At 36.0% G+C, this 20,741-nt stretch carries 19 protein-coding genes; 6 read left to right on the plus strand and 13 right to left on the minus strand.

Annotation, left to right across the window (positions count from 1 at the left end; all coding sequences use genetic code 11):
* Positions 1 to 16: 16 nt before the first annotated feature.
* The 5 genes from PSR12_RS21375 to PSR12_RS21395 form a co-directional block, all read right to left on the minus strand.
* A complete protein-coding gene (locus PSR12_RS21375; RefSeq protein ID WP_221681416.1) occupies positions 17 to 1,540 on the minus strand; it encodes a degradosome RNA helicase CshA in 1,524 nt (507 codons plus the stop codon).
* A 352-nt stretch (positions 1,541 to 1,892) separates the two neighbouring features.
* Positions 1,893 to 2,585 (minus strand): alpha/beta hydrolase, encoded by a 693-nt coding sequence (locus PSR12_RS21380; protein ID WP_221681417.1) that lies wholly within the window; start codon positions 2,583 to 2,585, stop codon positions 1,893 to 1,895.
* Between the two features lie 75 nt (positions 2,586 to 2,660).
* Entirely contained in the window at positions 2,661 to 4,028 is a 1,368-nt protein-coding gene (locus tag PSR12_RS21385; protein ID WP_274770451.1) for a UDP-N-acetylmuramoyl-tripeptide--D-alanyl-D-alanine ligase, read from the minus strand.
* Between the two features lie 11 nt (positions 4,029 to 4,039).
* Complete coding sequence (locus PSR12_RS21390) at positions 4,040 to 5,119, minus strand: D-alanine--D-alanine ligase (RefSeq protein ID WP_221681419.1); 1,080 nt, start codon at positions 5,117 to 5,119, stop codon at positions 4,040 to 4,042.
* A gap of 245 nt (positions 5,120 to 5,364) precedes the next feature.
* The gene (locus PSR12_RS21395; RefSeq protein WP_221681420.1) at positions 5,365 to 6,117 is read right to left on the minus strand and encodes a hypothetical protein; all 753 of its coding nucleotides are present in this window, start codon (positions 6,115 to 6,117) and stop codon (positions 5,365 to 5,367) included.
* Between the two features lie 353 nt (positions 6,118 to 6,470).
* Here PSR12_RS21395 and PSR12_RS21400 point away from each other — a divergent pair, with 353 nt between their 5' ends.
* Complete coding sequence (locus PSR12_RS21400) at positions 6,471 to 7,658, plus strand: FtsW/RodA/SpoVE family cell cycle protein (protein WP_036079404.1); 1,188 nt, start codon at positions 6,471 to 6,473, stop codon at positions 7,656 to 7,658.
* 57 nt (positions 7,659 to 7,715) lie between these two features.
* Here PSR12_RS21400 and PSR12_RS21405 read toward each other — a convergent pair whose 3' ends face one another.
* A complete protein-coding gene (locus PSR12_RS21405) occupies positions 7,716 to 7,853 on the minus strand; it encodes an Lmo0850 family protein (protein ID WP_004232019.1) in 138 nt (45 codons plus the stop codon).
* 368 nt (positions 7,854 to 8,221) lie between these two features.
* Between PSR12_RS21405 and PSR12_RS21410 the strand changes: the two genes are divergently transcribed.
* Together PSR12_RS21410 and cls are read left to right on the plus strand one after the other, a co-directional pair.
* Positions 8,222 to 9,382, plus strand: coding sequence for an MFS transporter (locus PSR12_RS21410; RefSeq protein WP_342456118.1), 1,161 nt, complete (start codon positions 8,222 to 8,224; stop codon positions 9,380 to 9,382).
* Between the two features lie 218 nt (positions 9,383 to 9,600).
* Positions 9,601 to 11,058 carry a cardiolipin synthase gene (cls, locus tag PSR12_RS21415; RefSeq protein WP_202342249.1) on the plus strand — a complete coding sequence of 486 codons (1,458 nt, stop codon included), beginning with the start codon at positions 9,601 to 9,603 and terminating at the stop codon, positions 11,056 to 11,058.
* Positions 11,059 to 11,107: 49 nt separating this feature from the next.
* Here the strand turns inward: cls and PSR12_RS21420 are convergent, their stop codons facing one another.
* The 4 genes from PSR12_RS21420 to PSR12_RS21435 all read right to left on the minus strand — a co-directional run bounded on the left by PSR12_RS21420 (position 11,108) and on the right by PSR12_RS21435 (position 14,075).
* Positions 11,108 to 11,887, minus strand: a complete 780-nt coding sequence (locus PSR12_RS21420) for a M15 family metallopeptidase (protein WP_274770457.1) — start codon at positions 11,885 to 11,887, stop codon at positions 11,108 to 11,110.
* 150 nt (positions 11,888 to 12,037) lie between these two features.
* Complete coding sequence (locus PSR12_RS21425) at positions 12,038 to 12,286, minus strand: hypothetical protein (RefSeq protein ID WP_221681422.1); 249 nt, start codon at positions 12,284 to 12,286, stop codon at positions 12,038 to 12,040.
* 55 nt (positions 12,287 to 12,341) lie between these two features.
* On the minus strand, positions 12,342 to 13,103 hold the full coding sequence (gene yidC, locus PSR12_RS21430; RefSeq protein WP_004232011.1) for a membrane protein insertase YidC: 762 nt from the start codon (positions 13,101 to 13,103) through the stop codon (positions 12,342 to 12,344).
* A 177-nt stretch (positions 13,104 to 13,280) separates the two neighbouring features.
* Positions 13,281 to 14,075: a helix-turn-helix transcriptional regulator gene (locus tag PSR12_RS21435; RefSeq protein WP_004232009.1), complete on the minus strand. Its 795-nt coding sequence runs from the start codon at positions 14,073 to 14,075 to the stop codon at positions 13,281 to 13,283.
* A 505-nt stretch (positions 14,076 to 14,580) separates the two neighbouring features.
* Here PSR12_RS21435 and PSR12_RS21440 point away from each other — a divergent pair.
* The 3 genes from PSR12_RS21440 to PSR12_RS21450 all read left to right on the plus strand — a co-directional run bounded on the left by PSR12_RS21440 (position 14,581) and on the right by PSR12_RS21450 (position 18,388).
* Positions 14,581 to 15,231, plus strand: coding sequence for a LytTR family DNA-binding domain-containing protein (locus PSR12_RS21440; protein ID WP_004232004.1), 651 nt, complete (start codon positions 14,581 to 14,583; stop codon positions 15,229 to 15,231).
* 340 nt (positions 15,232 to 15,571) lie between these two features.
* Complete coding sequence (locus PSR12_RS21445; RefSeq protein ID WP_004232003.1) at positions 15,572 to 17,092, plus strand: succinyl-CoA:acetate CoA-transferase ScpC; 1,521 nt, start codon at positions 15,572 to 15,574, stop codon at positions 17,090 to 17,092.
* 153 nt (positions 17,093 to 17,245) lie between these two features.
* Positions 17,246 to 18,388 carry an MFS transporter gene (locus PSR12_RS21450; protein ID WP_257520674.1) on the plus strand — a complete coding sequence of 381 codons (1,143 nt, stop codon included), beginning with the start codon at positions 17,246 to 17,248 and terminating at the stop codon, positions 18,386 to 18,388.
* Between the two features lie 17 nt (positions 18,389 to 18,405).
* Here the strand turns inward: PSR12_RS21450 and PSR12_RS21455 are convergent, their stop codons facing one another.
* The 3 genes from PSR12_RS21455 to PSR12_RS21465 form a co-directional block, all read right to left on the minus strand.
* The gene (locus PSR12_RS21455; RefSeq protein ID WP_004232000.1) at positions 18,406 to 18,714 is read right to left on the minus strand and encodes a hypothetical protein; all 309 of its coding nucleotides are present in this window, start codon (positions 18,712 to 18,714) and stop codon (positions 18,406 to 18,408) included.
* Positions 18,715 to 19,212: 498 nt separating this feature from the next.
* Complete coding sequence (locus tag PSR12_RS21460; protein ID WP_009370656.1) at positions 19,213 to 19,494, minus strand: GNAT family N-acetyltransferase; 282 nt, start codon at positions 19,492 to 19,494, stop codon at positions 19,213 to 19,215.
* Between the two features lie 228 nt (positions 19,495 to 19,722).
* Positions 19,723 to 20,637 carry a DUF1002 domain-containing protein gene (locus PSR12_RS21465; protein ID WP_004231995.1) on the minus strand — a complete coding sequence of 305 codons (915 nt, stop codon included), beginning with the start codon at positions 20,635 to 20,637 and terminating at the stop codon, positions 19,723 to 19,725.
* Between the last annotated feature and the right edge of the window lie 104 nt (positions 20,638 to 20,741).

Raw genomic sequence — 20,741 nt, forward strand, 5'->3', positions numbered from 1 at the left:
TGTAATTCGTCTAAAATTATCCTTCGTGACGTCTTGGAGAACGAGAACGACCTTGTCCACCTTCACGACGACCGCCTTCACGGCGTCCACCCTCTCGACGGCTACTGCTACTGCGACGCTCTCCACTGCGAGCATTGTCACGACGTCCTCCACCAAAGCTACGGTTTCCGCGGCCACGATCACCGCCACCACGATTATTGCTAGAACGTTCACGACGCATTGGTAATGGACGTTCTTCTGTGATTGTTACTGGTGTATCGTCTGGCTCTCTTGTTAATGAACGTAGAGCAGCTGCAACAACATCGACTGCATCATGATTCTCTAGTAATTCTGCTGCAAATGTGCGGTAATCACCTAAATTGTTATTAGCAATAAGACCTTCCAGTGTTTCCACAGCTAAACGTTGTTGACCTTCTAATGCTTCATCCGTTGTTGGTGGGCGAAGAGGTGTCATACGTTTTTTCGTAGTTTCTTCTACAATACGTAAGTAACCCATTTCACGTGGTGTTACAAATGTTACTGCAAGACCTGATTTACCGGCACGACCTGTACGTCCAATACGGTGAACATATGATTCAGGATCTTGAGGAATATCAAAGTTATAAACATGTGTTACACCAGAAATATCAAGTCCACGAGCGGCTACATCAGTCGCAACAAGGATATCGATTTTATTTTCTTTAAACTGACGTAATACTGAGATACGCTTCGCTTGGCTTAAATCACCATGAATACCTTCAGCTAAATAGCCACGAATAGATAGGGCCTGTGCAAGCTCATCTACACGACGTTTTGTACGACCAAATATAATAGCTAGCTCCGGTTGGTGTACATTTAATAAACGAGATAAGACATCGAATTTTTCACGCTCAGCAGACTTAACAAAATATTGATCAATGTTATCAACAGTTAATTCTTTTGCTTTAATTTTTACAATCTCTGGATCACGCATAAATGTTTCTGCAATTTTACGGATTGCTGGTGGCATTGTTGCTGAGAAAAGTAATGTTTGGCGCTCAGAAGGTACGTTTTCTAAGATTGAATTAATATCATCGATAAAGCCCATGTTTAACATTTCATCTGCTTCATCCAATACTAATGTTTGAACATCTTCTAATTTTAACGTACGACGATTTATATGATCAATAATACGACCTGGCGTACCAACAATGATTTGAGGTCTATTTTTCAGTGCACGTATTTGACGGCCAATTTCTTGACCACCGTATACTGATAATAATTTTACGCGTTTGTCATAGCCAATTTTATAAAGCTCTTCTGAAACTTGAATCGCTAACTCACGAGTTGGAGCAATGACTAATGCTTGAATATTAGGGTTTTTTGGATCGATTTTTTCAATTAGTGGAATCCCGAAAGCGGCAGTTTTACCAGTACCTGTCTGTGCTTGACCTAATACATCGCGGCCTTCAATTGCAAAACGAATAGTACCTTCTTGGATTGGTGTTGCTTCTTCAAATCCCATACGCTTTACAGAGCGTAATGTAGATTCGCTAATATTTAATTCTGAAAAATTTGTCAAACTTCTCAATCTCCTTTTTTTCCTTTTAAGTTGACAAATGGTTACATTTTCAGATGAAGTTGTCGGCAAATTCGAGCCTGTGTAGTGGAACGTTTCCGTTACTTAAAAATTTTCTCTACATGATAGTCCATATAGAGCTCTCTTATATGAAAAGGAAAGCCCGGTCTTTACCGAGCGGTTCGATTCTGTCGTAATTTTTCACTTTAGAATAAAACCGTTGTGTTCAAAAAAAAGTACTCTTCAACCAAATATGAAGAGTCTTCGCACAAAATGTATCCATTGCTTATACTAGTCTAACATGGCTTTAAATCCTATGCAACGATAACGCATGAGTCGTAATAATCTGACTACTTTATTTGTCTTTCAAAAACATTAAAACCTGTGGAAACCATTCAGAGCAATCTTCCTCAAAACATATATGATGCTTGCCATTATCAGAAAAATACAAGAATTTGTCTGTAGAGGCTAATTCATCAAAAAGAAATTGAGCTGTATGATAAGGCACTATCCCATCCAACTTCCCCTGCACAATATATACAGGAGTTTGAATATGTCGATAATACGGCTCCACCATTCTTACCAGCTTCATAAATTCTACTGTTGAGGCAAGCGGCACATTGTTAAACTTATGACGGTATCGTAGATAGAGTTCGTTATTAGTCAAATTATGGTGATAGGCTTCAGTAGCTATCATTTTAAAATCTTTGACTAGCTGTTTAGGGCTCACATACTTTGCAGCAGCACTTAGTAATACAAGCTTTTTCACTTTATAGCGTTTAGCTAAATATAGCGCTATAATTCCTCCCATTGAAAAGCCAACAACGATTACCTCGTCAACTTTTTTTGCCAACGATCGGAAAGCTAATTCGGCATCCATCAACCAGTGTTTTGCCTTAAAACCACTCATATGTAATTCTTCACCATGCCCAGACAATGTTGGCTCTTCAATTATCCAATCTGTATGTGAACCTAAATAACTTGTGAATGGCTTCACCTCGTATGGCCCACCTGAAAATCCATGAATACATAGAACACCTACTGACAACGTTCTCACCTCATTTAACAAAGATAAACCTACACAAATAAATCGGTGAGCGTTTCTCTCACCGATTCATTGCTACTATGACATAAATTTCTTTAAGATCGTCTCTAATCTCATGCCACGTGAGCCTTTAAGTAAAACAATAGATAATTCATTCGCTTGTTTTAGCTTTTCAATAATAGCCGTATAATCATCTTCAGTATACAATAAACGTTCCGCCTCAAAGCGCTCTTCTAATATTTTGTAAAGATATAGCATTCGAGGGCCAAACAAACAGACATAATCAATTTCATCCTCATTAATATGCTCAGCTAGGCTCTCATGGAAGACTTGTTCATTTGGTCCAAGCTCTAGCATATCTCCTAACACAAGCCATTTTTCAGGTCGAATAGTTGATGTAGCCATAAATTGAATGGCAGCTTTTACGGAGGTTGGTGCTGCATTATAGGCATCATTGATAAATAGAGCGCCATTCGTTCCTAGTACCTGTTGCATCCTCATATCTGTTAATACGACATGCTCTAAGGATGTACGTATTTGTTCATTGCTTAAACCAAGCTTATGAGAAATTAACATTGCCACAAGTGTATTTTTCACTTGATGCTTGCCAAGCACTGAAATAAAGAAATCACCCTCTATCATACCGTGTGTAGTGAAGTGGCTGCCATCAGCGTTAGCATGAATATTGTCTGCGTATAAAAGATTATTGGGTTCTAACCCGAACGGTACTGACTGTAAGTGCTGTTCCTTTGCCACTAATTCTTGGAGCAAAGGTTCATCACCATCATAGAATAATAGACCATCATTTTGCATTCCTTGAATAATTTCAAACTTTGCTTTTGCAATACCAGCACGAGACCCCAAATCCTGCATATGGGCCTCACCAATGTTGGTAATAACCGTCATATGTGGACGAGCGAGCTTCGTTAAAAACTCAATTTCACCAAATCCACTCATGCCCATCTCAAGGACAGCCACATCTGTATCTTCATCAAGCTGTAAGATAGTAATGGGCAGGCCCAATTGATTATTAAAGTTCCCGATCGTTTTTTGTACTTTAAAGAATGGCGCTAGTGTTCCCGCTAATATATCCTTTGTTGATGTCTTACCATTTGAACCTGTAATGCCTATAAATTTTGCTTTATGTTCATTACGATATGCTCTAGCCATTTCTTGCAAAGCTAATTCTGGATCATCCACAAACAACAAAGGGTAACCTTCTGGTGGGTTCGGCTCATCCTTTTGCCAAAGAGAAGCTCCGGCACCTTTCTCAAATGCCTGCATTACAAACTTGTGCCCATTTGTATGCTCACCACGAAACGGAACAAATAGGTCTCCTTGTTGAATTGTTCTTGTATCAATAGAAATTCCTGACACAACAGTGTCACCAAAAGCCGCCATATCCTCATTTAACCATGCAGCTAATTGTTTTAAAGTTTTTTTCACGATAATCCCACTCAGTCTTTTTTATAGTGAAGCTGTTGTTTTTCTTCATAGCGCTCAATTGCTAGGGTAATTAAACGGTCGATCAGCTCTGGATAACTCACATCTGTATGCTGCCATAATAATGGATACATACTTACAGGCGTGAAACCTGGCATTGTGTTTACTTCATTAATGTAAACGTTATTTTCAGCCGTTACAAAAAAGTCCGCACGAACTAAGCCGCTACCATCTATAGCCTTAAATGCACGCTTTGCCAGTTCTTTTAAGCTTGCCACAGTTTCTACTGGAAGCTCAGCTGGAATAATAAGTGCTGTAGAACCGTCCTTATATTTAGAATCATAATCATAAAAATCAGTAACGGGTTTAATTTCTCCTGGCACTGATACTTCAGGATAGTCATTTCCTAACACTGCCAGTTCAACCTCACGAGCGACAATTCCCTGTTCAACAACGATTTTACGATCATATTGCAAAGCAACCTCAATTGCTTTTACTAATTGCCCGCGATCTGTTGCCTTGCTAATCCCAACACTTGATCCTAAGTTTGCAGGCTTTACAAACATTGGCCAATTCAAGTTATTTTCACAGCGTTCAATGATTGCCTGTTGCTCATTCTTCCACTCACTACGAATAAAATACGTATAGGGCACTTGAGGTAATCCAGCAATTTCAAATAATTGCTTCATTACCACTTTATCCATTCCAGCAGAGGATGCTAATACACCATTTCCTACATACGGTAAATTTAGAACTTCAAGTAAACCTTGCACTGTTCCATCCTCACCATTCGTACCATGTAACAATGGGAAAATGACATCAAACTTTACCTCATTGCCACTTTTATCAATCAAAAAATCAGTGATATTATTTTCTAAAATTGTAGTATTATCACCAAATTGTAGTTCTTCTATTGCACTTACGGGTTTTTCTAAACGCTCTCCACGACGCCATTCCCCATCAGATGTAATGAAAATCGGATATACTTCATACTCCTCGAAATTCAAAGCTCCAGTGACTGCACGTGCTGTCGATAATGACACTTCGTGCTCCGCTGACTTTCCGCCGTATAATAAACCGATTCTTTTTTTCATTTTTGTGCCCTCCACATACTTCTTGAGTACTATTAGTTTATCATGAAACGTCTTGACAAATGACATAAAAATCTCACCGTATTTTTAACGGTGAGATTTTACGTATATTTCATCGATTATGCCCTGGCATCATTAGTTCCTGCTATAGAATTATACAGGAACAATGCAATATGAATAATATCTACCAACATCCTAGATCTTCAGTTTATAGAAGTCATTGTTCTTTGATTGCGTCACCATTTTAATTAAATAATATAGATTAATTCATCGTGTTCTGTTTTTAGAATCGTACTTAAGTCATCCCAAACTTCGTCAGGAAAAGAATATTCAGACAGATTGCGAACTTCTATTCCATACGCTACTTTCGGTTTCTCAATTCGATACAGAGATAGTAATGCTCCATCTTTCGCAAAGGATCGGTAAGAACGTAAAAAATCTGGTGATATAGCGGGTATACTCGCTTTTACTTTTCGACGCCAAAATCCAGTGCTGCGTTCCTTTTCACGAATTAAACTATTAAAAACATTGGCAACCAATAAATCCGAATCACTTAAATGACGAAAATAAATTTTCGTCATTTTCTCTAAGTCTGAAGAATAATAGACAAATCTATTTTGTAATTTATTAAAAAACGCTGACGTAATAGGTTCTTTCTTGTGACTTATGTAAAGCAATTCTCCTTGTTCCATCGGTGTTAAATGATCTAGCCTCTTCTCGTCCATAAAATCAATCCAACATAATTCTTTAGATTCAGCAGATTTTTTAACAAAACGAGGAACATCTTCTTCTAATACATATTCAAATTGTGTATGCATATTAAAAGAACCGTCTTCATAGGAATGTTTTAATAACAGCAAGTGATGTAGTGGTTCAAGTGCAGCCACAAATTGCGAGAATTTTAACCCGCTAAATATAACAAATTTATCGACATCATTCATATGAACATAAATATGATACATAAAATCATCAGATGACTTTAATTTTTTAGCCACAACCATCACCCCATTCTTCACTACATTATAAGACTAAACATGATTTTTTTGAAACATTTTATGTTAATTGTCGTCACTACTATATACGCAGGCATAAAAGTAATTTATGCGTTATAATTAGGAATGTTAAACATGCATTTGCATATAAAGTTTAGATTACTCAATGAGTTCAAGTATTTGCTTAAAATTCCATTGACAATATTCAAAGCAAATTGCAAGCTTATCAATAGATATGAGCTATTCTTACACCACTGCTGGTTATTATTTTGCTTTCTTCTTTGACCAATTATAAACGAAATAGGGAGAATCACATCATATTTACTCATATTGAGATACTATTTTAATTTTAGGTGGCTTTTATGGAAAATAAACGAAATTTCGCAAATCGTTTTGACTGGACACTTGCATTTATACTCTTCACTTTTCTAGTCATTAGTTTGTTAGCTATTGCATCTGCCCAAACCTCAGGACAATATGGCATTAACTACGTACCAAAACAAATGCAATGGTATGTGATCGGTGCAGTAATTATTGGTATAGTCATGTTTTTTGAGCCAGATCAATATAAAAAAATGTCATGGTATATGTATGGAGCAGGGATTGCCTTACTGGTACTGCTTATTTTTATGCCAGAAGGAGAAGGTCAAATCGGTGCACCCGTTAATGGTGCTAAAAGCTGGTATCATACGCCGATTGGAAATATTCAGCCTTCTGAGTTTATGAAAACTTTTTACATTTTAGCACTAGCTCGATTAATTAGTAAGCACCATGAAATTTATTCATTACGATCAATTAAAACAGACTTTTTGCTACTAGGTAAAATCGCTATCACCCTAATCGTACCATTAGCTATTATTTTAAAGCAGCCTGATCTAGGCTCAGCACTTGTATTCTTTGCTATTACTGCCGCACTCATCATTGTAGCAGGTATTTCTTGGAAAATCATTCTACCAACATTTTTAGGTGGCATGGTAGCAGGCGGTACACTACTGTGGATGGCACTCTATATGCAGGACTTTCTAGAAAAAACATTTGGTTTTAAGGCTTATCAATTTGCTCGTATTTATTCTTGGCTAGACCCCTATTCCTATTCATCCAGCGATGGCTATCATTTAATTACCTCTTTAAATGCCATTGGATCAGGTGAAATTTTTGGTAAGGGATTTAGAAATCGTGAAGTATATGTAGCTGAAAACCATACCGATTTCATTTTTACAGTTATCGGTGAGGAATGGGGCTTTATTGGGGCTAGTATTGTTATTTGCATATTCTTCTTATTAATTTATCATTTAACAAAGACAACCCTTTTATTGAAAGATCCCTTCTCGACCTATGTATGTGCTGGGATTATTGCCATGATTACCTTCCACGTTTTCGAAAATATTGGTATGACTATTCAATTATTACCTATCACAGGTATTCCACTTCCGTTCATTAGCTATGGAGGAAGTTCGCTTATGGGGAATGCTTTAGCGATTGGGCTAGTCTTTAGTATGCGATTCCATTATCGAACATATATGTTTACCACACATGATGAAGATGAATAACTATAGAAAAAGGGAAGTCTCGCGTAATGAGACCTCCCTTTTTCTATTGGAAACGAGTTAAGCTTGAACTTGCGGAGTTTGCGTTGGTGGTGTTAGCACTTTTAAAAGTTCTAGTCGAGACTTTGTTACAGTGGCTGTTACACCCAACTTAGATAAATTCGAAACAATCTTTTTCAAATCTACTTCTTTTGTCATACATTCCACCTCAATCTTTCCTCGATTTTATATAACGTTTTATTTACGAAAAAGTTTCATTTTTCTACGAGTATGATGTCTGACAAATTTATCATACCATTTAACTTACCTTTAAAATTTTTCAATTTTGTTACATTGTAAATTTTTCACATCATCAAACTTTTCCATCAAACATATTTAAATTACCCAAAATGGCTACATTTTATTCAAAAATCAGAACATAGATTTAAAAAATCTCAAATTGCTTCATTTTTTCTTTACTAAATTGTTCCACTTTATTCAAGCTTAGCATCCCCTATTGTTGTAATCGCAAGAACAAGAAGGGTAGAATATACATATTGAAATATCGTATGAAAGCAGGGAACTGTATGAAAAAGGCTATTTTACTATTGATGTCTGTTCAATTCCTCGTTTATCTAGGGTTCGGCATTATTATCCCCGTCTTACCAGAGGTAATTGTGCAGCAAAATTGGCATGATCTCCACGTAGGTGGTTTATTGACCGTCTATTCACTTGCAAGTTTTTTCACAGCACCGTTTTGGGGTATGCTATCCGATAAGGTAGGGCGAAAACAACTAATCCTTACTGGTCTAATTGGCTTTAGCCTTAGTTTTGTTATTTTTTCACTATTTATAGATAACCTAGCTATACTGTATGTTTCACGTATTATTGGTGGTTTATTTTCTGGTGCATTATATACAGCAGTAACAGGATTTATCGCCGATATGTCTAGTGAAGAGGATCGCAATAAGTATATGGGCTTTATGGGCATGTCCATTGGTCTTGGGTTTATTTTTGGTCCAGCAATCGGGGGAATGCTAGGCCATTATAGCTTGCAGCTACCGTTTACTGCATCAGCAGCATTAATTGCACTATTATTTATTTATGCAAGTTTCGTCCTAAAAGAACCTAAAAAACGAAAAGATTCAAATAAACGTGCTATAGTGCCAAAAGGTGCTGCAACCATGCTACAATACCGTGTGCGCTATCTGTTTATGTTTTCTTTTTTAGTAACTTTTATGTTAGCGGGCGTTGAGGCTACATTTCAGCTATTTCAAATCGAAAAAATTCACATTACACCGTTACAAATTGGTTACTTGTTCATGTTTAGTGGCTTTGTCGATGCAGCTATTCAAGGAGGGGTCGTTCGACGCATAAAAAATGGCAGTGAAACGACATGGTTAATTGGCGCACAAATTGTAACTGCTATCGGCATGCTTTTATTTACATTGACAGCTAATCTTTTTATCGCCGGGCTTGCCCTTTGTGTCTTTACAGCAGGTAATGCACTTGCAAGAACATGTGTTGTATCACTCTCCTCTAAAGAATCTGGAGGACAATATGGGACTGCCGCTGGACTGTCCTATTCAATGGATAACTTAGGACGTATTCTTGGACCACTATTTTTCACATGGTTATTTACCTTACAAGCAAGTCTTGGTTATTATATTTCCGCTGCAATAGCCATTCTTTCTATAAGCCTAATCTACATATATAAGGCATCGCGTAAATCATTGCGCCATCCATAAAATATAGTAGGTTGCATTTTATGGATACCAAACGTTGAGTCAGTAATCGGAGAAACATCCTATTCTATTAGAGAATTACTAATTAAACCATGCGGATTATCCCTATCTATCAAAGGGATAATCCTTTTCCATGCTATCTAGCCATTTCATATCTTCTTTCCGCATTTGAAGTAGGCTATACTAGGTATGTTATTAATAATACAAAGGCAGGTGTAGGAATGAGCATTTTTACAGATATAGAATATTTAGTTCCTTTAACTTTGTTTTTTAATATTTTATTAGCCATGACCATCATTTTCTTAGAACGTAAAGATGCTACCTCTACATGGGCATGGATTCTCGTTTTATTTTTCCTGCCATTAGCTGGATTTATTCTGTACTTATTACTTGGAAGACAATTACGAAGAAAGCATCTATTCCGTTGGGAAGGACGCAAGGATATCGGGATTGATAATCTGATTACCTATCAGATGGAAGCGATTCGTGATGAAACGTTTGAGTTTCGTATTGCTAATGCAGAAAATTATCAAGAGATGATTTATATGCACCTCAGAACAAACAATGCAGTATTAACACAGGACAACCATCTGGATATTTTTGATGATGGTGCCAATAAGTTCGAGCAGCTTCTTAAAGACATTGAAGCAGCTAAAGATCACATTCACATCCAGTATTATATTTTCAGACTTGATGACTTAGGTACACGTATCGTCAATGCATTGATAAAAAAGGCAAAGCAAGGTGTTAAGGTACGTCTTCTCTATGATGAAATGGGATCACGTAATGTTAAAAGACGCCATTTCAAAGAGTTACTGCATGCTGGTGGTGAAGTAGAAGTTTTCTTCCCATCCATTTTGCCACTTCTTAACCCTCGTTTAAATTTTAGAAATCACCGAAAAATCGTTGTCATTGATGGTCGAATTGGCTATATTGGTGGTTTTAACGTCGGTGATGAGTATTTAGGTTTACAAAAAAAGTTTGGTTATTGGCGAGATACACACTTACGTATTGAGGGTAGTGCCGTACATCCTTTGCAAACACGCTTTTTACTCGACTGGAACCAAGCTAGTGCTCAACAAAAAATGGGGTACTCGGATCGTTACTTCCCTGCCATCCCGAAAAAAGGTGATGTGGGTTTACAGATTGTTTCAAGTGGACCAGACTCAGACTGGGAGCAAATAAAGATCGGTTACTTAAAGCTTATTAATATGGCTCAAAAATATATTTATATTCAAACACCATATTTCATCCCAGATGTTAGTTTTTTAGACGCCATTAAAATTGCCACCTTGTCGGGCATTGATGTACGTATTATGATTCCTAACAAGCCTGATCACATGTTTGTATATTGGGCTACTTATTCTTATGTCGGTCAATTGCTACGTGCTGGAGCCAAAGTCTATATCTATGAAAAGGGCTTTATTCATGCTAAAGCTATTATTATTGATGACGAGGCTTCCTCTGTCGGAACAGCGAATATTGATGTACGAAGTTTTAGTCTGAATTTTGAAGTCAATGCCTTCATATATGATGCAAATATATCGCACCAATTGGCAGAACTGTTTGAGAAGGATATTTTTGATTGTACGGAATTAACATGGGAAATGTATAAAAACCGTTCAACACTGATTAAATTTAAAGAATCTATTTCCCGACTATTAACACCCATTTTATAAAAATAAAAAGGAAGAGAGCCTGTTCACAGAATGGCTTCTCTTCCTATTATTATTTTACGCCTAAATATTCTTCCAACGTAATGTTTTTCTTTGTTATCTCTTTTGCAACCTCTTTGCCCACATAACGATAGTGCCAGGACTCATACATATAACCTGTTATTTCTTCTTTGTTTTGAGGGAAACGCAAAATAAAGCCATACTCCTGTGCATGTGCAAATAGCCATTGCCCTGCTGGAGTTTCCCCAAACTCTTCTGTCAGCCACACATCTTCTTTTCCACGCTCTCCTATATCAAACGCTAAGCCTGTTTGATGTTCTGAGTAGCCAGGACGAGCACTATATCGATCTGCTGCTGCCTGTCCATCACGTTTAACATAATTATCATAAAGTGTTGTCTGATATTCAAAAGATCGGTAGCCACTAAATGCAACTAAATCAAATCCTTGTTGCTTGGCAGCGGCTAACATTTGATTTAACGCTTCTCGTGCTTCTGGATTTTCTTCAGGTGCAAAGGTAGATGGAAGCGGATAAATTTTATTAGCTAACAGAATACCATTGATATAAGTTGGTTCCGTAGGTAATGTTTGATTTGGAAGATACCCATTTTCGTCTGGTTGTTGCTCTGGCTTTGCAGGTGTTTCAATATTGTCTGGTTTCTCTATTGCAGTAGAATCTTGTTCAGTTGTTTTGTTTGTTTCTGTTGTTTTTGGCTGCTCATCAGATGCACTATTTACTTGATTATTTTTATAGTTATAGACTACAAAAATTGCTACGATTAACGCGATAGATATGAAAGCACCTACGATAAACGGAAGACGATTGTTTTTCACTCTTTATACCCCTTTTAAAATATCAGGTATCTAAAAGGATGTTTTAAAGCATTTCACCTTGAAAATACCTATTTTATTGTATTACTAGTTATAATCTTATTTTAGCACTGTTCACATTTTCAGGTGTAAATTTACTACGTAAATATTCAATTAATCTGTTAGAACGATGACAAATACTACTATAGATGCAATTGCAAAAAAAATTGCCATATACTGCATCCATTTTGCTTCTTTTATATAACCTTGCTCTTTAAAGCTTTTTGCTCTAAACCCATTTGATAGGGCAAACATGACCGTCATTGCAAGTACGGCAAAATTAAACTTCCCCATAATAATAAATACAAGTGCTGCAATACTAAAAACTGCAACAAGAATAGATGATAGCCATTTTTTGTTCATCTTGCTGTCCTCCTAAAAAAATCGAGGCAACAAAGGCGCCTCGACATCAATCAATTTATTTTTTTGCTTTCTCAGGATGTTCCGAATAATATTTACGTCCAATATATGTTTGAATAATCAACAATGCACCACTGACAGACCAATACAAAGGCAGTGCTGCCATAGAAGACATGGAGATAAAGACAATCATAATTGGTGAAATATAAATAAACATTTTCATCTGCGCTTTTTGTTGCTCAGGTACCGTCCACAAAGATACACGAGCCTGGATTAGGTAAACAATCCCTGCAACTATAGTCATCACGATATCAGGTGAACCTAAGCTAAACCATAAAAACTCATGGGATTTCACATCGGCAGAATACAAAATCGAGAAATACAGACCCATAATAATCGGCATTTGAATTAACATCGGTAAACAACCCATATTAAGTGGATTAATGCCATGCTTTTGATATAGAGCCATCATTTCTTGTTGATATTGCGTTTGCTCCTCTTTTGTCTTAGCTTCCTTCATTTTTTTCTGAACGGCTTCCATTTCAGGTTTAAAAGCATCCATCTTCGTTTTCATTAATTGCTGTTGACGATAGTTCTTTAACATAATCGGCATTAACACTAAACGAATTAGAACAGTAATCGCAATGATTGCTAAACCATAGCTCCCTGAAAAGATATCATTCCCGAAAAACTCCAATAAAAATTCCATAGGTTTTACAAAGATACTATAGAAAAAACCTTCTTTGTTTTGCACAGCTTGACAGCCACTAAGAACAAAAACAGCAATACCAAGCATTGAAAATAGCTTCAAATTTTTCATTTTTCCACCTACTATTATTTATCAACTACTGTGAAGTATACCTTATAGGGTCTCTCTTTATCAAATAGCAAGTGCTACTCATTCCTTCAGCCTTTTCCTCAGATTGATTCATCAAAAAAGATGCGAGCTTTAGCAACGCTAATATGTTCGCACCTTCTCATTCCCTATGCTCAAAATCTAAACATTTTGTAATTCAGTCTCTGCCATTTCAAAACGATAAAATTCGTGATGAAGCTCGTCTCTAAAATGTTTTGGCGTAACTCCCGTATATTTTTTGAAAATACGTGTAAAATAACTTTGATTACAGAAATGGAATTGATCTGAGATAGAAGTAATACTTTTGTTTGTATGTCGTAAGTAGTATTGTGATTCTTCTACACGTCTTACATTTAAATACTCAACCAATGTAATGCCCACATGTTCTCTAAAAATACGTGATAAGTGACTAGTGCTTATATGAAAGTTATTCGCTATACTTTCAACAGTTAAATCATTTTCAAGCTCGTCATTTATATACATTATCACTTTGTTAACAGTTTGATGTCGGAAAGTCGGTTGTTTGCGATCTGCAATAAAGTAAACAAAGAAATCAATTAAATCATCAGCAAATTGTAAAAACTCTGCGTCTTTCATCTGATTTTCTATCATATCGTTACACGCAATATTGAAAGCAAATGCTTTTTTCGAAGGTACTTGATTGTCCAGCAATTTACGAGCAACAATTGATGACAAAACAGAAAAATAACTTCGAACGATTTTAATGACCTGTTTGCCAAAACGAATTGAGAGAATATCAATTAACTCATGCAAAGATTTTTTCGCTTTTGCAGATTCTAAATGGTAAATTTCAAAAATTAATTTCGACTCAATATTAAAAAATTCTTCGACACCGATATATTGATTAATATTATCGATTTCTTGGAAGTATCTTTTGGATATCGTTTCTGACATAGAATGTTGATGTAGTTGCATAATCTTCCCCATCTTTCCTCAGAGTGCACGAATTGCATGACAATATTTGACACCAATCCCGACGAATTAAAAATAAGAAAATAGTATTTACTTATTCAATATAAGAACTGAGTCCTATTTCACAAATTTTATTAACAAATAAATCAAAAATAACCCTACTAAAACACCAAATATAAAAAAAATAGACTATACAGTGAATTTTACCATATTCTGCGATTTCCTTTCAACCACATTTTAATTGCTACTCTAGTTCTAATTTATCACATATGCATAGTAGAAACCTCGTAAACTTATTCCTAACAATTAAATTTTACCATATACATATCAAAATAAATTAGTCATTTTATAAATTTATTTACAAATTATACAAAACAACTAACATCATTCTAATGGATCATTCGACATTTTTCTATTTTATTCCTAAATCTTCTCTATATAATTTATATGAATATGTAGTAAAATAGATGATAATACTATTTTTAAAAGTTTAGACGAGGTGTTTAAAGTGGATCCAAAACAAATAGAAGAGATCATGGAGATTATTAAGGAATTCTTCCCTGAAAATACGTCCATCGCTATCTCTGATACAAATGAATATTTGTATTATCAACCAAGCAAGAAAGTTGATTTAAAAATTAAACCTGGTGACCCTATCAAAGAAGGTTCAGCCGCACACAAAGCATTAAGCTATGGTCAAAAAATCAGCTCTTATATCGAACCTGATGTCTTCGGTGTCGCATATTATGGTATGAGTATTCCTTTAATGGAGGAAGGCGAAACAAAAGGAGCTATTACTGCTATCTTCCCGCAAAAACCATCAGCATTCTTAACAAACTACATTACAATCAAAATTGATGATTGCTGGTACCCAATCAAACATGATCAAGTTATTTATTTAGAAACACAACTCCGTAAAACATTTGTTAAAACAATGACTCGTGAAGGTTATCACCGTTTAAACTTAAGTGATCTAGAGCTATTTTTAGCACCTGACTCATTTATACGTTGTCACCGCTCTTATATCGTTAACATTGACTACATTGATGAAATTCAACCAGATTCACACTCAACGTTTTTATTAATTATGAAAGATGGTACACGTATTCCGGTAAGCCAACGCTATGCAAGCTATTTCCGTCGTTCTTTAGGTTTCTAATTTGTATGAACAGCGAGCAATTTTTATAATTGTTCGCTGTTCTTTTTTGTGAACAAATCCTCCCCATTTAACTATTTTTGCACTGTTTTTAATGTAGAAAACAACTAAATTTATACAGCTCTACAATAAAACGTTTTCTCTGTCGAAAAATCATCTTAATGCTCGATTTTCCTTTTTTTACTCAATTTAATGCTAATTCTAAAGTTTTTGTGACAATTTGGTGATAGTATTATTCAAATGGTTGGAGTCATACTACAACTGAATAAACAGAAAATTCTTAAATGTTTTTTCTAGTTTTGTAATCGGTTTCCATCAAAATTATTTAGGGGAGGATTTTTTTATGGATGCAAATGTTCAAAAACGCCTAGGTTTAAAAGAACTTGAGAGTAAAATTGTAACTGCTGAAGAAGCAGCAGCACTTATTTCTAATGGTGATGTAGTTGGGATGAGTGGTTTTACTCGTGCTGGGGATGCAAAAGTTGTTCCAATGGCATTAGTTGAGCGCGCAAAAAATGAAGAATTCAAAATTGATGTATATACAGGTGCATCATTAGGACCAGAAGTAGACAAGTACTTAGCAGAAGCTGGTGCAATTCGTAAACGTGGACCATTCCAGGGTGATGCGGGTATCCGTAATTTAATTAATTCTGGGGATATCTTATATGTAGATGCTCATCTTTCTCATAATGCTGAGCTAGTGCGCCAAGGAATTATTGGACCGATCAAGTATTTAATTCTTGAAGCGGTTGCTATTACTGAAGATGGATTAATCATTCCAACAAACTCTGTAGGTAACTCACCTATCTTTGCAGAATATGCAGAAAATATTATTATCGAATTAAATATTTCTCATCCAGAAGCTTTAATCGGTATCCATGATATTTATGTACCTGGAGAACAAGGTAAACGTGAAGCTATTCCAATGACAGATGCTATGCAACGCCTTGGTGATATTGGTATCAAAGTAGATCCTGCTAAAATTAAAGCAATTGTTATTTCTGAAGAGCCAGACGCTCCTTCATTAATCGTACCTCCAGATGAAGAAACACAAACGATGGCAAACATTTTATTAGACTTCTTCCGTGATGAAATTAAAGCGGGTCGTTTAACAAACCAATTAATGCCATTGCAATCTGGTGTAGGTTCTGTAGCAAACGCTGTCCTTGATGGCTTTGCAGATTCAGAATTTGAAGATTTAATTGTTGCATCTGAAGTACTTCAAGATGCTGTATTTAACTTAATCGATGCTGGTAAAGTTAAATTCGCTGCTGCAACTTCAATCACACTTACTGAAGAATTACAGCAAAAAGTTTATGGTAATTTAGAAAAGTATGCTGATAAAATTTGCTTACGTCCACAAGAAATTTCTAACCACCCTGAGCTTATCCGTCGTTTGGGTCTAATCTCAATCAACACAGCTCTTGAGTTAGATATCTATGGTAACGTTAATTCGACGCATGTTTCTGGTACTCGTATGATGAACGGTATCGGTGGTTCAGGTGACTTCGCACGTAACGCACGCCTTGGTATTTTTGTTACAAAATCATACGCAAAAGGTGGAGCAATTTCTTCTATCGTGCCAATGGTATCTCACGTTGACCATACTGAACATGACGTTGATGTTATCGTTACGGAACAAGGTATTGCTGACTTACGTGGTCTTGCACCAAAAGAACGTGTACCTTTAATTATTGAAAACTGTGCACACCCAGACTACAAAGAACAATTATGGGATTACTATAACCGTGCAGTTGAAGCAACTGGCAACCATCAAACTCCTCATCTTTTAGAGGAAGCACTTTCTTGGCATGTAAATCTTGCTAAAAACAAAACAATGAAAAAAGAAGTTGCAAAAGCTTAATTATTAAATTCTCGTACGTCTAATAAGTTAATACTTATTAGACGTTTTTTTACGTGAACGCAAAAAACAAGTGAGAAGTATTATCGATTGGAAAATGCTATAATAGGACTATATCAATCATTGACTATAATGTTCTATTTCATCGGAGGAACCATGAAGAAATTTATCTATGCTATTATTTTCTTTTCGTTTTTCGACCTTTTTACTCAGCTTCCTGTTATGAGTACTTATGCTGAGTCTTTAGGTGCATCGGCATTCCTCACTGGTCTTGCAGTGGGCATGTATTCGCTTTCTAATACATTCGGTAATATCATTTCTGGCTTCTTAACGGATCGCAAAGGACCTTTCGTCATACTCATAATAGGTCTTCTAACAACAGGTCTATCATTAACATTTTATAATCTAGTAGAAGAGCCTATTGCTCTATTAATTGTACGTTTTATCCATGGCCTTGTTGCAGGCTTCATTGTTCCCGCTGCCTTTACATATCTAGCGAACGCTACAGAGCAGGATAAAAGAGGAAAGGGCAGTGCTATTTCTGGCGCCTTTGTAGGTATTGCAGCCATTCTAGGCCCTGCATTTAGTGGCATTTTAGCTAGCCGGACAAGTGTACCCTTTGTTTTCAATATCACAGCAAGCTTTATGCTTCTGCTAGGTATCTTTGCGTTCTTTATATTGAAAGCAAATCAAGTAAAAAAAGAGAAGGCTAAACAGAGTAATTACATTCCGATCAGTGTCTTTTTTAATAACACAGGAACATTAAAAGCCTTTTTAGGAGCGTTTTTCTTAATGTTTTCCCAAGGGGTTATTGCGTATCTACTCCCCCTTAAAGTACATTCCTTAGGCTTCGACTCTCGTTTAAGCGGCACTTTAATGAGTACATTTGGAATTATTGCAGTCCTTGTTTTCCTATTACCAACTAATCGTATTTTTGATAAAGTTAATCCACTCAAAACATTGTCTTTTGGTATAGGTTTAATGGGAATAAGCCAGCTATTAATTAGCCAAGCAAATTCTAGCTCTTTACTCTATATAGCAATGGCTTGCTATGGAATCGGATTCGGTTTCCTATTCCCTTCAGTAAATTCGCTTCTAATTGACTCTACAACTGCTGAAGTACGAGGAAAAGCATACGGCTATTTCTATGCGTTTTTCTCTCTAGGTGTAGTTATAGGCTCTTCTTTATTAGGTTGGCTATCACTTGGTACTGTCAGTGGCTTTGCATTTACTGGCTTCTTGTTATTGCTCTTTGCAGGCGCCATCCTAATCCCAAACAAAAGACCTTCTCATGCTTAGATGAGAAGGTTTTTTGTTTACTTTTCCTTTTCTTGAATTTCTTCATTATAGAAATGGACACCAGTATGTCCTCCACCTTCAGCTACCATTTCATTCGAGGCAATTTTAGTTGGTGAAGTACCAGCCTCTGTTGCTACCTCTGTAGCTACACGTTCTGCAATATTGTCATGCATATCAGGACCTGTAGTAAGATACGACTCTAATTTTGCTTTCATACTATTAAACATTGTTAGTGCTTTATCACGATTCTCTTTTTTACTGAAATAAGATGCTGCTAGTCCTGCTAATCCCGCAACGACAACACCTGTTCCTTTTCGTTTTGCCATAGTTTATAACCTCCTAAAAATATAGAAACTAGCTCTGTAGTATAGTTTTTCCCTATTCTTAAAAGAATAAACATTATTTTTTTATACCATCTAGCATATATATTAATGTATGGATAAATACTTGCCCTTTTATCTAGTAATAAATCCGTCAATCCATTGTAGTTCGTCTAGTTTTTAATGCAGACAATCTCACTCGATTTCCTATTAAAGTCCAGTTATCGTACCCCTATTTTTAGCATTCGTCAAAATTTTGTAACTATTTATGATTATAAAAGGCAAGTAAAGGGAATTAATGAATTAATACTAAAATAGGAGAGTGGTTATGATGAAAGAATTCGATTTAGCATATGATTGGATAGATATGGCTTCATTAATCGGCGGAGCTGGCTTCTTAACAGTACTAATTTATAGTGTCATTCTATTATAAGGAGCTATTTACATGATTTGCTCTAGCAATTAAAAGGCAATCCGCTTAATTAAAAGCAGATTGCCTTATTTTTATTGTTTCACGTCATTGTATGCATCTGATTTTTCAAATGCAGCCACAACATAAGAACAAACGGCCTTCATTTTATAACCATTTTCGCGTGCATACGATGCTGCTTGATCGAGTAATTGTTTGGCCACACCTTGACCACGGAGCTTATCTGATACATATGTGTGATCCATTACCATTACTGAGCCATTTTGCTGCCAAGTAATTTCTGCTAGTTTTTCCCCTGCTTGCTCATTCAAAAATGCAAATTTATTTTCTGCTAATTGTTGTAATTGGAATTCCATTTCTCACCACTCCTTTTATTCATAGTACCATAAGCTTTTTATATTTTCACAAAATTTGTGTACGCTTCTTTTATCTAATCAGCGAAGCTATTTCCAGATAATCAGTTAGCTTTCCTATGTCGAAAACATCTCACTTCAAAATTTTTCACTTGTTTAATTAAAAAAATCTGTACACCTTCTCTAGCAAAGTGAGAAGGTATAACAGATTTTCTTTCTATCACTATAAGTTTAGTTAAACCATGAAGAAATAGTATCTTTTAAATTAGCAAAAAAGCTTTTTACGCTTTCCCAGAAACCTTTATCTTCCATAAGTGAACCGAATTTTTCTTGGATCGTATTACTGATATCATTTAATTGATCAGACCATTTACTAAAATCAATGTCCAGCTTGCTTATTTTATCCATTAAATCTACTAGCAATTGACGGTCCTTTTCACTTAAATTAATTTCAAGCTTACTTAATTGCTCTTCTACAATTTTCTCCACATCTTCACGTGTTGCTGGCTTTAACTCTGCAATTTGCTTTTTAATTTCTGTCAGTAATTCCGCAACCTTTGCATCGTCTACCCCTGCAGATTCTGCAATGGATGTTGCTACAGATAATTCTTCGTTTGCTACATCTGTACGATCAATATCCAGCGTTTCCCCTGTAGTGACCTCATATGCCTTGTAAATACCTACTAATGCTGAATGCCCTGTAACGGCTTTTGGTGCAGCTACTTGTACGGATGCATCCTGAATTCCTGCTGTTAACATCGCATTTGCGTACATCTCTGAAGTTACCTGCGTTATATTCGATGGTGTGACAATTTGTATTACTAGACCCTCTCCTGCATCTCTGCGTGTAATCTTTGCAGAAGAGTACATACGTGAGCTTGAATTACTATCTTTAATGTATTTTACTAGATCCTCACCAGACACAGTAATTTCTTCAATTTCAGGTTCTTCGCTTACTTTTAATGATTTTTTCACAGATTCTTTTTCAGCCTCAGATAAATTTGCCCCATACACGACGATTGGTACACCTAATTTTTCATCAATTGCTTTTGGAGGCGTATTATCAGATGCAAATCCTGTTGCTGGTGCCATCACTCCAAATACTAACATTGTAGCAGTTAGTATTTTAATCCATGTTTTTTTCAAATCGTGTGACCCCTTTCGCTAAAACTTCATAATTAGCAAGTATAATGTATGCCACTATACAATAATTAGTACGAAAAAAAGACGAGAAGGTTTCAAGGATGTCT

Origin of the sequence: Lysinibacillus sp. G01H (assembly GCF_028872195.1) — a bacterium.
Classification (GTDB): Bacteria; Bacillota; Bacilli; order Bacillales_A; family Planococcaceae; genus Lysinibacillus; species Lysinibacillus capsici.